This window comes from Suttonella indologenes (genome assembly GCF_900460215.1).
Taxonomy (GTDB): Bacteria; Pseudomonadota; Gammaproteobacteria; order Cardiobacteriales; family Cardiobacteriaceae; genus Suttonella; species Suttonella indologenes.
In genome coordinates this window covers 627,501-639,481 of the sequence record NZ_UHIA01000003.1, presented here as the reverse complement: position 1 = coordinate 639,481, position 11,981 = coordinate 627,501, and the positions used below count along the sequence as shown (strand labels likewise).

14 protein-coding genes are annotated in these 11,981 nt (G+C 51.2%); 11 read left to right on the top strand and 3 right to left on the bottom strand.

Features of this window, described 5'->3' with window-relative positions; all coding sequences use genetic code 11:
* Positions 1–12 precede the first annotated feature (12 nt).
* Together DYC63_RS03480 and purF are read right to left on the bottom strand one after the other, a co-directional pair.
* A complete protein-coding gene (locus tag DYC63_RS03480) occupies positions 13–735 on the bottom strand; it encodes a class I SAM-dependent methyltransferase (RefSeq protein WP_172459393.1) in 723 nt (240 codons plus the stop codon).
* Positions 728–2,245, bottom strand: a complete 1,518-nt coding sequence (gene purF, locus DYC63_RS03475; protein WP_115217949.1) for an amidophosphoribosyltransferase — start codon at positions 2,243–2,245, stop codon at positions 728–730. The genes DYC63_RS03480 and purF overlap by 8 nt, the downstream gene beginning before the upstream one ends.
* Positions 2,246–2,327: 82 nt before the next feature.
* Between purF and DYC63_RS03470 the strand changes: the two genes are divergently transcribed.
* The gene (locus DYC63_RS03470) at positions 2,328–3,215 is read left to right on the top strand and encodes a LysR family transcriptional regulator (RefSeq protein ID WP_115217948.1); all 888 of its coding nucleotides are present in this window, start codon (positions 2,328–2,330) and stop codon (positions 3,213–3,215) included.
* Positions 3,216–3,220: 5 nt separating this feature from the next.
* Here the strand turns inward: DYC63_RS03470 and DYC63_RS03465 are convergent, their stop codons facing one another.
* Positions 3,221–4,120 carry a cupin domain-containing protein gene (locus tag DYC63_RS03465; protein ID WP_072281773.1) on the bottom strand — a complete coding sequence of 300 codons (900 nt, stop codon included), beginning with the start codon at positions 4,118–4,120 and terminating at the stop codon, positions 3,221–3,223.
* 94 nt (positions 4,121–4,214) lie between these two features.
* On the opposite strand from DYC63_RS03465, the gene DYC63_RS03460 reads away from it, so the two are divergent.
* The 10 genes from DYC63_RS03460 to DYC63_RS03410 all read left to right on the top strand — a co-directional run bounded on the left by DYC63_RS03460 (position 4,215) and on the right by DYC63_RS03410 (position 11,672).
* Complete coding sequence (locus DYC63_RS03460) at positions 4,215–4,550, top strand: carboxymuconolactone decarboxylase family protein (protein WP_072281772.1); 336 nt, start codon at positions 4,215–4,217, stop codon at positions 4,548–4,550.
* A 134-nt stretch (positions 4,551–4,684) separates the two neighbouring features.
* On the top strand, positions 4,685–5,089 hold the full coding sequence (locus tag DYC63_RS03450) for a rhodanese-like domain-containing protein (RefSeq protein WP_115217946.1): 405 nt from the start codon (positions 4,685–4,687) through the stop codon (positions 5,087–5,089).
* 159 nt (positions 5,090–5,248) lie between these two features.
* Positions 5,249–5,488, top strand: coding sequence for an accessory factor UbiK family protein (locus tag DYC63_RS03445; protein ID WP_172459392.1), 240 nt, complete (start codon positions 5,249–5,251; stop codon positions 5,486–5,488).
* 22 nt (positions 5,489–5,510) lie between these two features.
* A complete protein-coding gene (locus DYC63_RS03440) occupies positions 5,511–6,851 on the top strand; it encodes a cation:proton antiporter (protein WP_115217944.1) in 1,341 nt (446 codons plus the stop codon).
* Positions 6,852–6,941: 90 nt separating this feature from the next.
* Positions 6,942–7,265, top strand: coding sequence for a 50S ribosomal protein L21 (rplU, locus tag DYC63_RS03435; protein ID WP_115217943.1), 324 nt, complete (start codon positions 6,942–6,944; stop codon positions 7,263–7,265).
* A 19-nt stretch (positions 7,266–7,284) separates the two neighbouring features.
* Positions 7,285–7,548, top strand: coding sequence for a 50S ribosomal protein L27 (gene rpmA / locus DYC63_RS03430; protein WP_115217942.1), 264 nt, complete (start codon positions 7,285–7,287; stop codon positions 7,546–7,548).
* A gap of 113 nt (positions 7,549–7,661) precedes the next feature.
* Positions 7,662–8,729, top strand: a complete 1,068-nt coding sequence (gene cgtA, locus DYC63_RS03425; protein ID WP_115217941.1) for an Obg family GTPase CgtA — start codon at positions 7,662–7,664, stop codon at positions 8,727–8,729.
* The gene (gene proB / locus DYC63_RS03420; protein WP_172459391.1) at positions 8,719–9,837 is read left to right on the top strand and encodes a glutamate 5-kinase; all 1,119 of its coding nucleotides are present in this window, start codon (positions 8,719–8,721) and stop codon (positions 9,835–9,837) included. The genes cgtA and proB overlap by 11 nt, the downstream gene beginning before the upstream one ends.
* Positions 9,837–10,391, top strand: coding sequence for a hypothetical protein (locus DYC63_RS03415; RefSeq protein WP_147284920.1), 555 nt, complete (start codon positions 9,837–9,839; stop codon positions 10,389–10,391). Before proB ends, DYC63_RS03415 begins: the two co-directional genes overlap by 1 nt.
* A 93-nt stretch (positions 10,392–10,484) precedes the next feature.
* A complete protein-coding gene (locus tag DYC63_RS03410; RefSeq protein WP_115217938.1) occupies positions 10,485–11,672 on the top strand; it encodes an NnrS family protein in 1,188 nt (395 codons plus the stop codon).
* Positions 11,673–11,981 lie beyond the last annotated feature (309 nt).

Here is an 11,981-nt window from a genome sequence, read left to right as displayed (position 1 = left end):
AACAATTTAAGCCTATATTCGGCTTAGATAAATATCAAAGCGCGTATTGGGTGCTGCAATGCTGTGATGCGGTGCGATGCCGCCCAAATGTTCGGCGCTGTGCGGACGTTTGACGACAATGCGCGGGCAGCCGCTATTGAGTGCGCTATCTAATAATTGCGCGTTATCGCTTTGTTCCCCGGCATCCGCGCCTAAGAGGGCGTGCAGGATTTGCATGTCTTTTTTGACTTTGGCGGATTTTTGCCGCTGCGGATACATGGGATCGAGGTAGATGGCGTCGGCCTGTGCGCCGCTGGCGGTGAGAAAATCGCGGCTGTCGTGGTGAACAATTTCTATTCTGGCGGCGACAGCGGCGGTCAGCGGCAGTTCTCGGGCTTGTTCGACGGCTTGTTTTAACAGTATATAGAGATAGGGGTTGCGTTCGCAGAGAGTAAGCCGAAAGCCGCGATAGGCGAGCAGCCAAGCATCGCGCCCCCAACCGGCGGTGGCGTCGATGATGCTGCCGCCCGCCATGCCTTTAAAGGCTTTGGGCAGGTATTCCGTGCCGCCGCGATGACGGTAATGTGCGCCGGAAAAGTCGATATGCAGGGGCTTGATGCCCTCGCGGCAGAGTTGCCAGAGTCCTTGCGGATTTTGCGCCAGATAGAAGTCTTGTGCCGGCATCTGCTCGAGGATTTGCCATGCCTTTTCTTCGGCAGCGGGCGGATAGGAGTCGAGGGCAAGGGCTTTAGTCATTGGCATTCATTAAATCGATCGGTGTTTGTCCGATGGGGCTGTGGCGGGCGCTGCGGCTGTCGGCGCGTTCGGCGGCAAGACGGGCGAAGTAGCGCTCGTCAATGTCGCCGGTGATGTATTTGCCGTCAAAGACGGAGCAGTCGAAGCGTTCGGCAAGGCGGTGTTTGGTGGATAAGCAGGCGTCTATCAAATCGGGCAGGCTTTGGTAGATGACTTTGTCCGCGCCGATGAGTTCGGCGATTTCTTCAGGCTCGCGTTGATGGGCGATCAGTTCTTCATGGGTGGGCATGTCGATGCCGTACACATTCGGATAGCGCACAGGCGGCGCGGCGCTGGCGAAATAGACTTTGTTGGCACCGGCTTCGCGCGCCATTTGCACGATTTGTTCGCTGGTGGTGCCGCGTACGATGGAGTCATCCACCAAGAGCACGTTTTTACGGCGGAATTCCAACGGCAGGGCATTGAGTTTCTGTCGCACGGATTTTTTGCGCAGGGTTTGTCCGGGCATGATGAAGGTGCGCCCGATGTAGCGGTTTTTCATAAAGCCTTCGCGGAATTTCACGCCCAATTGATTGGCGAGTTCGATGGCGGAGGCGCGGCTGGTGTCGGGAATGGGGATGACGACGTCGATATCGTGATCCGGCCATTCGCTTTTGATGCGTTCGGCGAGTTTTTCGCCCATGCGCAGCCGCGCTTTATAGACGTTGATGCCGTCGATGGTGGAATCGGGACGGGCGAAATAGACATATTCGAAAATGCAGGGCACGCGCTCGGGATTGTCCGCGCATTGGCGGCTGAACAGTTCGCCGTTTTCGCTGATGATTAAAGCTTCGCCGGGTTCGACGTCGCGGATAATTTCAAAGCCTTGCGCTTCCATTGCCACCGATTCGCTGGCGACCATGTATTCCGTACCGCCCTCGCTTTCGCGTTTGCCGTAAATCAGCGGACGAATGGCGAAGGGGTCGCGAAAGGCTACCAAACCGTAGCCGCTAATCAGGGCGACCACCGCATAAGCACCGCGTACGCGGCGGTGCGTGCGGGCAACAGCGGCAAAGATTTGCTCGGGCGTGGGCGGAATATGTGCTTCATGGGCGAGTTCGTGGGCAAAGATGTTGAGCAGGACTTCCGTATCCGAGCGCGTATTGATATGGCGCAAATCACTGCGGAAAATATCGGCGATGAGATCGGAGGTATTGGTCAGATTGCCGTTATGGGCGAGGGCGATGCCGTAGGGGGAATTGGCGTACATCGGCTGGGCTTCGGCGCTGCTGGCACTGCCGGCGGTGGGGTAACGCACATGGGCGATGCCGATATTGCCGATAAGGCGGCGCATATGTTTTTCGCCGAAAACATCCGCCACCAAACCGTTAGACTTGCGCATAAAAAAGCGGCCATTGTCGCTTGTGACAATGCCCGCTGCGTCTTGACCGCGATGCTGCAGCATAATCAGCGCATCATATAAGACCTGATTGACAGGGTTTTTTCCAACAATACCAACAATCGCACACATGGTTTTTCTCTCGCCGTAAAAAGGAAGGCATTATAATGCAAAGCATTGCCTGCCTAAACAGGCTTTTTTATGAGGAGTTTTGATGCTCGACCGTCATCATCTTGCCATTATCGCCGCCGTCATGGAAACCGGCACCCTGACCAATGCCGCCGATGCCCTGCATCTTACGCAACCTGCCCTAAGCCATACCATCAAAAAACTGGAAGATATATTAGGTACGCCGATTTGGGAAAAAGACGGCAGACGGGTGCGTCTGACCCGTGCAGGGGACTATCTCTATCAAATGGCGCTGCGGCTCTTGCCGCAATTCGAGCGCGGCGAGACGGAATTACGCCGCTTTGCCCAAGGGCTGCGCGGCAGTCTGCGCATCGGCATGGAATGCCATCCTTGTTATCAATGGCTGTTGCGCAATGTGCGTCCCTATCTTGAACAATGGCCGGATGTGGATTTAGATGTGCATCAGCAATTTCAATTCAAAGGCATTGCCGCGCTGTTTGCTTATGAGGTTGACGTGCTGATTACCCCTGATCCCGTGTTCCGCGAAGGATTGATTTTCACGCCGGCTTTTCCTTACGAACTCAAGCTCGCCATGCACGCCTCGCATCCTTTGGCGGCAAAAACGGCGATTGAAGCGACGGATTTGAGCAATGAAACCTTATTCACTTATCCCGTGCCGACGGAAAGACTGGATATTTTTCAGCAGTTTCTTCTGCCCGCCAAGCAAAACGTCGCCCTGCATAAGCGCGTGGAAACCACGGAAATTCTGCTGGAAATGGTGGCGGCAAACCGCGGCATTACCGCCTTGCCGGGTTGGCTTTTGGAAAACCAGTTTGCGCATTTGCCGCTGGTCAGCAAATCCATCGGCGCCGGCATTCATAAGCATATCTATTTGGGCATTCGCGAAAATGACGCCGAGATTGATTACATCAAGGGCTTTATCGCGCAATGCGTGGCGCATGATAATGCCTGAAGCTTTTATTGTTTGCGGTAATCGCCGGCGCTGATGCCGTAGTAATTTTTAAAGGCTTTGCCGAAATTGGTTTCGCTGTTAAAGCCTGAAAGCAGGGCGATGTTTAAAATGCTGTCTTGGCTGTTTTTGAGCAAATGAGCGGCTTTTTGCAAACGGGTTTGCAAGATAAAGGCATAGGGGCTGATATTGAGATGCTGCTTGAACAGGCGCATCAATTGCGCTCTGGAGAGATGCCCTAATTCGCAGAGTTTTTCAATCGTCCAATCTTGTTCGGGATTGTGCATAATCGCGTGGATTAAAGGCTGTAGGCGCGGTTCCCGTCCGGCTTTGATAATACCCTCGGGCAATGCGGGCGAGTCGGCAAGATAGGCGCGGATAATCATGATGAATAATGCCGAAGATAAGGCGTGAATCAGCGATGCGGCGCCCTCGTCATACTTATCGGCTTCATTTTTCAACAGTCGGCTTAAGGTTTGCAGGGCGGGATGCTCGACATTGATGGCAATCATCTGCGGCAGAGCGCGGAAAAGCGCCGCATTCGCTTCATAATGAAAAACGGCGCAGAAAAACTCCATATCGGCTTGTGCATAATCGCCGCAGTAGTTCAGGGTAAATACGCCTTGCTTGCGGCTGTGTATTTTTTCCTGTCGATGCAGGGATTTATCGCTGCTGCTCAAGCGGTGCGTATGCGCTTGCGGAAAGAACAGAATATCGCCCTGCTTAATCGCACGGGCTTCTTTTTCTCCTGCGATATTCAGCCAGCCGCTGCCGCGGCTGATGATGTGCATATTGGCCTGCCCCTGCTTTTGCTCATGCGGAATCGACCAGTCCCCTTGCAGACGGCAATGAATATCCGCTTGACCGCGAATCTGTGCCAGCTGAATTAGTTGATCGAGAATATCCATCTTTTTTGCCTACAATATGAGAGGATTTGATAGGTATGATAGCGAAAAAAGTCGCATAATGCCCGCTCTTCAATGAGAAACTTAGGAGCATATGATGTTTAACGATTGGAACGCCCATACCGCACATGTCAAAAAATCTTTTGGCGAATTAGGCAAAAATCATCCCAAAATGTTGCAGGCTTATCTGTCATTAGACCAAGCGGCAGCGGCAGAGGCTTTGGATGAAAAAACGCGGGAATTGATTGCCATTGCGGTGGCGATTACTACGCGCTGCGAAAGCTGCATCAGCGTCCATGCCGAGAAAGCGGCGAAATTGGGCGCCACGGAAAGCGAAATTGCCGGTGCTTTGGCAACCGCAATTGCTTTGAATGCGGGAGCGGCTTATACCTATGCTTTGCGTGCTTTAGAAGCTGTTGAAGCGCAAAAATAATCGCTATAGTCGAAGAATTGAAAAAGTATTACGGCGTTGGCTGGCCTTGCCGTACTATCTGTACTGTCTACGGCTCGCCGCCTTGTACTACTTTTCCACTTCTCCGACTATATTTCAATTATTCGGGAAATATGATGAAACATTTATTAAGAAATATCTTAATCGCAGCGGCATTGCCCTTATTGTCGCTCGGCGCTTGGGCGCAGGCGGCGGTCGAACAGCCTGCGGCGGCGGTTAGCGAAACAGCGGCTGCCGAATCGGCTGATAAAGCGGCGGTCAAAGCCGAAGGGATATGGATTGACGTGCGCACCGCAGAAGAGTTTGCCCAAGGACATTTGGAAGATGCCGTGAACATTCCCGTCGATCAGATTGCACAAGCCATCGAAGCCTTGAGCCCTGATAAAGACGCGCCTTTGCATGTGTATTGCCGTGTTGGACGCCGCGCGGAAATGGCAAGACAGCTGCTCTTAGAGAAAGGCTATACCAATGTTACTAATCATGGCGGCTATGAGGAATTGGTCGAGAAAGGTTTGCGCTGAGCTAATCAGAGCTTGAGAGCTTAAAAAGAAATCTTTTTATATCATATCGATACTCTCGAGATAAATGCCTTAGCATCCGCACTGTGCCGCAAAAGAATTATCTTTGGTCGAATGATGCCATGATACACTATGCGGCATTTCTTTACTTGGAGTGTTGCGATGAAAACCAATCCTTTAGCCTTTTTTATCAATCAGTTGGAAATGCACACGCCTGCGCCTCTGCGACCTGTGCAGGCACAGGTTAAATCCACAATCAAGCAGGCGGCACAGGCGCAATTCAGCCGTTTCGATCTGGTGCCGCGCGCGCAATTCGAGGCGCAGCAGCGTCAAATCGCGCAGTTAAACCGCCAGATTGCGGCATTGGAAGCGCGTTTGGCGGCTTTGGAAGCGGCGGAATAATTTTCCTGCGGGATGTTGTTTCATGTCATTGCCTTTTATCTTTGCGCTGGTCTTAGTCGCCAGCGCTGTTTTTTCTGTTTTTAATGATCGCATTTTGCGGATGCACCGCTCTATCGGCGTAATGCTTTTGGCCTTGAGCGTGTCTTTGTTATTATTGTTGGCAAAGCATTTCGGTATTTTTCAGATCGAGCAGATTACGCAGTCGGTGGCGAGTCTGAATTTCAGCCACACGCTAATTCACGGTATGTTGGGGGCTTTGCTGTTCGCCGGCGGCATCAATATCAATTTTGATGAGTTGCAGCCGCGCTTGGTCGTGATTACGGTGCTGGCGGTGGCGGGCGTCTTGATTTCGACTTTTACGGTCGGCATTTTGGCGTATGTGTTTGTGAATTATCTCTTGGGAATACTGCTGTCGATGGTGTATTGCCTGACTTTCGGCGCTTTGATTTCACCGACCGATCCGATTGCCGTATTGGCGATTTTACGTTCGATTGGCGTGTCGAAAGGCTTGGACATGGATATTACGGGCGAGTCTTTATTTAATGACGGCATTGGTTTTGTCGTCTTTGCCTTTTTCTTTGAAATGGCGGTGCATTCCGAGAGTATGGGCGCCGGCGAAGTCTCGATGTTTTTTATTAAGAGCGTGGGCGGAGCTTTTGTTTTGGCGGCCTTGTGTAGTTATGCGGCTTTTTATCTGCTGCAACAGGCGCGCGATTCGCATGTGGAAATTATGATCAGCTTAGCTTTGGTGTTCGGCAGTTTCGAATTGGCGGAGACTTTGCATGTATCGCCTGCCATCAGCATTGTTTGTGTCGGACTGTTTTTCGGCAGATTGTGCAATCGTAAAATGAGCGAGGAAGGGCGCACAGCTTTGTACCATTTCTGGGGCGTAGTAGATGAAATTTTCAATACCTTGCTGTTTGTAATGGTGGGATTGCTGCTGTTGATTGTGCCGCTGACGACGCATATTTTCTTTTTGGGCGTGATCTCGGTAGCGATCGTTTTGTTCGGACGTTGGATCAGTGTGATTGTGCCGGTGGCGGTTTTGAAAAAATGGTATTACTTTTCACCGCGTTCGGTTCGCATCATGACTTGGGGCGGCTTGCGCGGCGGTTTGTCGATGGCAATGGCGCTGACTTTGCCCGACAGTGAGGCGAAAAACATGATTTTATGGATGACTTATGCAGTGGTCGTATTTTCGATTTTGGTACAAGGTACGACGGTTGCCCGTGTGGCAGGGCAAAGAGCAACGCATGGGAATGAATACCGTGATCCGCGGCTAAGCGAGTTTTCCGCTGCCGCTTCTGCTAGCGAGACAAATGCCGAACGACGTTTGGGTGCTGCGCGCAAGACAGGGGATTAGCGCAGTGACTGCTTGCCAAGCGGCAGATTTTGTGTATAATTTGCCGCCTTTACTTTTTGGGCGCTAAGCGCATTTATTTGGAGAAAAACTATGTTTGCAGTTATCGAAACCGGCGGTAAACAATATAAAGTCAAGCCTGGGCAACGATTACGCGTGGAAACACTGGCAGGCGAAGCCGGCGACAGTATTTCCTTTGACAAGGTCTTATTGATTGCGGCGGGCGAAAGCGATGTAGCAGTCGGCGCGCCTTATTTGGCAGGTAAAGCGGTGAGCGCAACGATTGTTGAGCACGGCCGCCACAAGAAAATTAAAATCATCAAATTCCGTCGCCGTAAGCATTCTATGAAGCAACAAGGTCATCGTCAAAACTATACGGAAGTATTGATTGGCGCAATTGACGGCAAAACCGAATAATTTATAGGAGTAGTGAACAATGGCACATAAGAAAGCGGGCGGCTCCAGCCGTAACGGACGCGATTCCAAAGCGAAACGTCTTGGCGTAAAACGTTTTGGCGGCGAATTGGTATCGGCAGGCAGCATTTTGGTTCGCCAACGCGGCACACCTTTTAATGCTGGCGAGAATGTAGGCGTGGGCAAAGACCACACTTTATTCGCTAAAGCAGACGGTCGCGTGGTATTTAGCAAGCGCGGTCCGCACAAACGTCAGTTTGTCAGCATCGAAGCGGTTGAAGCCTAATTCGCAACAATCTGCATAAGCCTCGCATTGCGGGGCTTTTTTTATAGGTATTTGAGCTTGTGGCATAATGGCGGGCTTATTGATATGCCGTCTGCGGCGGTAATGAGGGAAAAATGAGATTTGTAGATGAGGCTTTGATTTTCGTGCAAGCGGGCAAGGGTGGCAATGGGATTGTGAGCTTTCGGCGCGAGAAATTTATTGAGTTCGGCGGACCTGACGGCGGCGACGGCGGCGATGGCGGCAGTGTGTTTTTGCGCGGCAATGAGGGTGTGAATACTTTGGCGGATTTCCGTTTTAACCGCCGCTTTGAGGCGAAAAACGGTCAGCCCGGCGAGGGGCGCAATAAGAGCGGCAAAAGCGGCGAGGATTTGGTGATTGATGTGCCGGTCGGTACACAGGTCTATGTGGCGGAAACAGATGAGTTGATCGGCGATATTACCGAGCATGGGCAGGCGCTGTTGGTGGCGCAGGGCGGTTTTCACGGCTTGGGCAATACGCGTTATAAAAGTTCTGTTAATCGCGCGCCGCGCCAATCCAAGCCGGGCTCGGCGGGCGAGGGGCGCGAGTTGCGTTTGGAACTGAAATTGCTTGCCGATGTGGGCTTGCTCGGTATGCCGAATGCAGGAAAATCTACTTTGATTTCCGCTGTCTCTTCCGCAAAACCTAAGATTGCCGATTATCCTTTCACGACTTTGCACCCGAATTTGGGTGTGGTGCGCGTGGGAATGTTGCAAAGTTTTGTGATGGCGGATATTCCGGGTTTGATTGAGGGCGCGGCGGAAGGCGCGGGCTTGGGACATCAATTTTTGCGTCATTTGTCGCGTAACCGTTTGTTATTGCATGTTTTGGATTGTTCGCCTTTGAGCGATTCACAAGATCCAGTGCGGGATTTTCAGCAGGTGGATGCGGAATTGGGGAAATATGACGAGGTGTTTGTCGAGATTCCGCGTTGGCTGGTTTTGAATAAGATGGATACTTTGCCTGCCGAGGAACAGGCGGCGCGCGAGGCGGAGATTGTGGCGGCAATCGGCTGGCAAGGTCCCGTGTATCGTATTTCGGCGGCGACAGGCGAGGGCACGCAGCAATTATGCGCCGATGTGATGCAAAAACTTGAGCAGATGAAGGCGGATGAAGAATTTTTATCTTCCGCTGAACATTGGGATGCGCCTCATGAGTCGTAGTCAATACTTGGCGCATGTCAATCGCTGGGTGGTCAAAATGGGTAGCGCGATGATTACGCGCGGCGGAGAAGCTTTGGATACGGAGGCTTTGGCGGACTGGGTGGCGCAAATGGCGGCTTTGCACAAAGACGGCAAGCAGTTTGTGGTGGTCAGTTCGGGGGCGATTGCGGTAGGTATGCAGATTTTAGGCTGGCAGAAGCGTCCGACGGAATTGTCTGAATTGCAAACTGCGGCAGCGGTGGGGCAGATGCGTTTGGCAGGGGCTTGGCAAGAGGCTTTTGCGGCGCATAATATTCGCGTGGCGCAGGTCTTGCTTACGCATGACGATGCCGCCGATCGCCGCCGTTATCTGAATATCCGTTCGGCTTTGCAGACGATGTGCCGCTTAGGAATTGTGCCGATTATCAATGAAAACGATACGGTGTCGTTTGAGGAAATCCGTTTCGGCGATAATGATAATTTGGGCGCGATGGTGGCAAATATTACGACCGCCGGCGCTTATCTGATTCTGACCGATCAACGCGGTATGTATAACAAAAATCCGCGCGAACATGCAGATGCGCAATTTCTTGAGCAAGTGGATGCTAATGATCCGACTTTGCCGGTAATGGCGGGTAAAACCGGCGGTGTTTTGGGTTCCGGCGGCATGTACACGAAAGTCTTGGCGGCACAGAAAGCGGCACGCAGCGGCACGCATACGGTCTTGGCTTATGGGCGCGAGCCGGAAGTGATTCGCCAAGCGGTTGGCGCGGAAAATATCGGCACGCTGTTTCTGGCGCCGGCAGATAGTCAGCAAGCACGCAAGCAATGGCTGGGCAGCCAATTGCAGGTGCAAGGAACTTTGTATTTGGATGACGGTGCGGTGCAGGCATTGACTCAGTCGCATAAGAGTTTGCTGCCGATTGGCGTACGGCGCGTGGAGGGCGAATTTGCGCGCGGGGAATTGCTGCGCTGCTGTAATATGGCAGGCGAAGAATTGGCGCGCGGATTGTCTAATTACAATAGCGAAGATTGCCGTATTCTGTGCGGTAAACACAGTCAGGAAGTCGCGCGCTTATTAGTGCATGGCGAAACCTTGATTCATCGTGATAATTTGGTCTTAGTCTGATGAAGAGCCGTATCAATGGAAAATTGACGCAATGGTTGGACAGCAGCCGTCGCGGTTATGTGGATTTGCCCGATGGACGCAAAGTTCTGGTTAAGCAGGAAAACTTTACTCCGCCGCTTAGTGAGATTCAGCAGGGGATGTTGCTGAGTTTTGAAGTGGAAATGGTGGGTGCTGTTGTTGCTGCGGTGCATGTGCGCCCCTACAGAGCCGGCGATTTGAGTTTGCGGGCGGAAGATATGCTGACGGAGCGCTTGGGTGTTTTTGGCGAAATCATCGCATGGGATCCGAAAAGCCGCAGCGGAACAGTGTGGGTGGATTCCTGTCAAACCGAAGTGGTATTTGATCGCGAGGCTTGGCAATCTGCATCTGCTCCGCGTTTGAATCAGCGCGTATTAATTAAAGCAGAAAAACAACAAGAACAGTGGCAGGCGCAGTGGTTGCGCGATCCCGAGCAAGCGATTGTCGAAAAGAAATCGCCGCCTTATATTTTGTATGCGCTGTTTTTTGTGTCTGCACTTATCCTGTCGGCGCTCGTTTACTATTGGTTTAAATAAGAAAAATCCTGCATATAAATTCGCTTGATGCGCATCAATGAGCATATTGAACAAATGCGCTATGCTGCCGACATTATCTTAGGGGAATGAATCATGAATAAGTTTCTGAATGAATTGTCAAATAGAGCGATTTTTAATCTCGGTTTCCGGATTTTTTTTGCCAGCGGCGCATTTTATGCGGCATTATGTATGGCGCTGTGGATTTTTATCTACCGCAGCGCTGATCTAAGCGCCTATGTGCGCATTTTGCCGCAATATTGGCACGGGCATGAAATGGTTTTCGGCTACGCCATGGCGATTGTGGCGGGTTTTCTCTTAACGGCGGTCGGCAATTGGACAGGACTGGCAATGCCTTCAGGAAAATCATTGTGTCTGATGTGGATGCCGTGGTTGGCGGCGCGCGTGATTTTTATTGTTCTGCCGCAATTTCTATGGTTGGCGGTATTATTAGATACGCTCTTTACGCTGATGTTGCTCTGGGGTATCGGTAAGCCGATTCTTGAAGTAAAACAGTGGCGGCAAATGGGAATTTTGTCGAAAATCGTCTTGATGATTCTGGCAAATATGTTGTGTCTGGCGGCAGCCTTCGGTTGGCATATCGGCTGGTATTACGGCTTGTATTTGGGCGTTTTCGTTATTATCGGTTTGGTGCTGACGATTGGGCGCCGCGTTACGCCCTTCTTCATTAAAAATGGCGCGGGCTATCCTTTTGAGCCGCGTAATAGTGCATGGATAGACCGCATCAGCTTGGCGGGCTTTGTTGCCTTCTTTATTTTTGAAATCTGTACGCCGTGGAAAACAGCGGCAAGCGTATGCGCATTGATTTCCGCTTTGGCGCAAACATGGCGCTTACAAGGCTGGCATACGCAAGGCATCTGGAAGCGCCCTTTATTGTGGAGTATGTTTATTTCGATGGGATTAATCGTGCTCGGGCAATTCCTGTATTTCCTCCGTTTATTTGTGCCGCGAATTACAGATTCACTTGCCATGCACATGATGGCGGTAGGCGGTATCGGTTTGCTGACGCTTTCTATGATGGCACGCGTTAGCCTTGGTCATTCAGGGCGCAATATTCATCAGCCGCCTAAAACCGTTCCTTGGGCATTGGGATTATTGGTGGCTGCAACTATTTTCCGCGTTTTGCTTCCATTAATCGCACCGCAGCAAATGCCGGTGTGGATTGTGCATGCCCAAGTGCTATGGGTAATTGCCTTTTTGATGCTGGTCATAAGCTATTTTTCTATTTGGTCAACGCCTAGAATCGATGGTCGCCCCGGATAAATAGGGTTCGGAGCGTGTTGTTTAGCGCAAATTAAGCGGTTTTTTGACGTATCAGACAAAAGCCGCTTAATTTTTTAGGGCGCTTGAAGCAAAAAATCAAAAAATAAAGTTATTAAAAAACAGTTTGATACGAAGAAAGTTCGGAATAAAAGTATTTGACGCTTGCAAAGGAGGATGTTGAATGTATAATGCGCACCTCTCGAGACGCAGACGAGCTGATGAGTTGAAAGACTGGTTAGTTAAAAAGAGTTTGGTTTCAGATCTTTAACAAAGAAATAAGATAGTTTGTGCGGGTATTTTGTGGTCGTG

What these genes read in the sequence shown, in the direction of transcription:
- proB (WP_172459391.1), top strand. Translation starts at nt 8,719, where the DNA reads ATGAGTCGTAGTCAATACTTGGCGCATGTCAATCGCTGGGTGGTCAAA.
- DYC63_RS03410 (WP_115217938.1), top strand. Translation starts at nt 10,485, where the DNA reads ATGAATAAGTTTCTGAATGAATTGTCAAATAGAGCGATTTTTAATCTC.
- DYC63_RS03480 (WP_172459393.1), bottom strand. Translation starts at nt 735, where the DNA reads ATGACTAAAGCCCTTGCCCTCGACTCCTATCCGCCCGCTGCCGAAGAA.
- rplU (WP_115217943.1), top strand. Translation starts at nt 6,942, where the DNA reads ATGTTTGCAGTTATCGAAACCGGCGGTAAACAATATAAAGTCAAGCCT.
- cgtA (WP_115217941.1), top strand. Translation starts at nt 7,662, where the DNA reads ATGAGATTTGTAGATGAGGCTTTGATTTTCGTGCAAGCGGGCAAGGGT.
- rpmA (WP_115217942.1), top strand. Translation starts at nt 7,285, where the DNA reads ATGGCACATAAGAAAGCGGGCGGCTCCAGCCGTAACGGACGCGATTCC.
- DYC63_RS03445 (WP_172459392.1), top strand. Translation starts at nt 5,249, where the DNA reads ATGAAAACCAATCCTTTAGCCTTTTTTATCAATCAGTTGGAAATGCAC.
- purF (WP_115217949.1), bottom strand. Translation starts at nt 2,245, where the DNA reads ATGTGTGCGATTGTTGGTATTGTTGGAAAAAACCCTGTCAATCAGGTC.
- DYC63_RS03465 (WP_072281773.1), bottom strand. Translation starts at nt 4,120, where the DNA reads ATGGATATTCTCGATCAACTAATTCAGCTGGCACAGATTCGCGGTCAA.
- DYC63_RS03440 (WP_115217944.1), top strand. Translation starts at nt 5,511, where the DNA reads ATGTCATTGCCTTTTATCTTTGCGCTGGTCTTAGTCGCCAGCGCTGTT.
- DYC63_RS03415 (WP_147284920.1), top strand. Translation starts at nt 9,837, where the DNA reads ATGAAGAGCCGTATCAATGGAAAATTGACGCAATGGTTGGACAGCAGC.
- DYC63_RS03450 (WP_115217946.1), top strand. Translation starts at nt 4,685, where the DNA reads ATGAAACATTTATTAAGAAATATCTTAATCGCAGCGGCATTGCCCTTA.
- DYC63_RS03460 (WP_072281772.1), top strand. Translation starts at nt 4,215, where the DNA reads ATGTTTAACGATTGGAACGCCCATACCGCACATGTCAAAAAATCTTTT.
- DYC63_RS03470 (WP_115217948.1), top strand. Translation starts at nt 2,328, where the DNA reads ATGCTCGACCGTCATCATCTTGCCATTATCGCCGCCGTCATGGAAACC.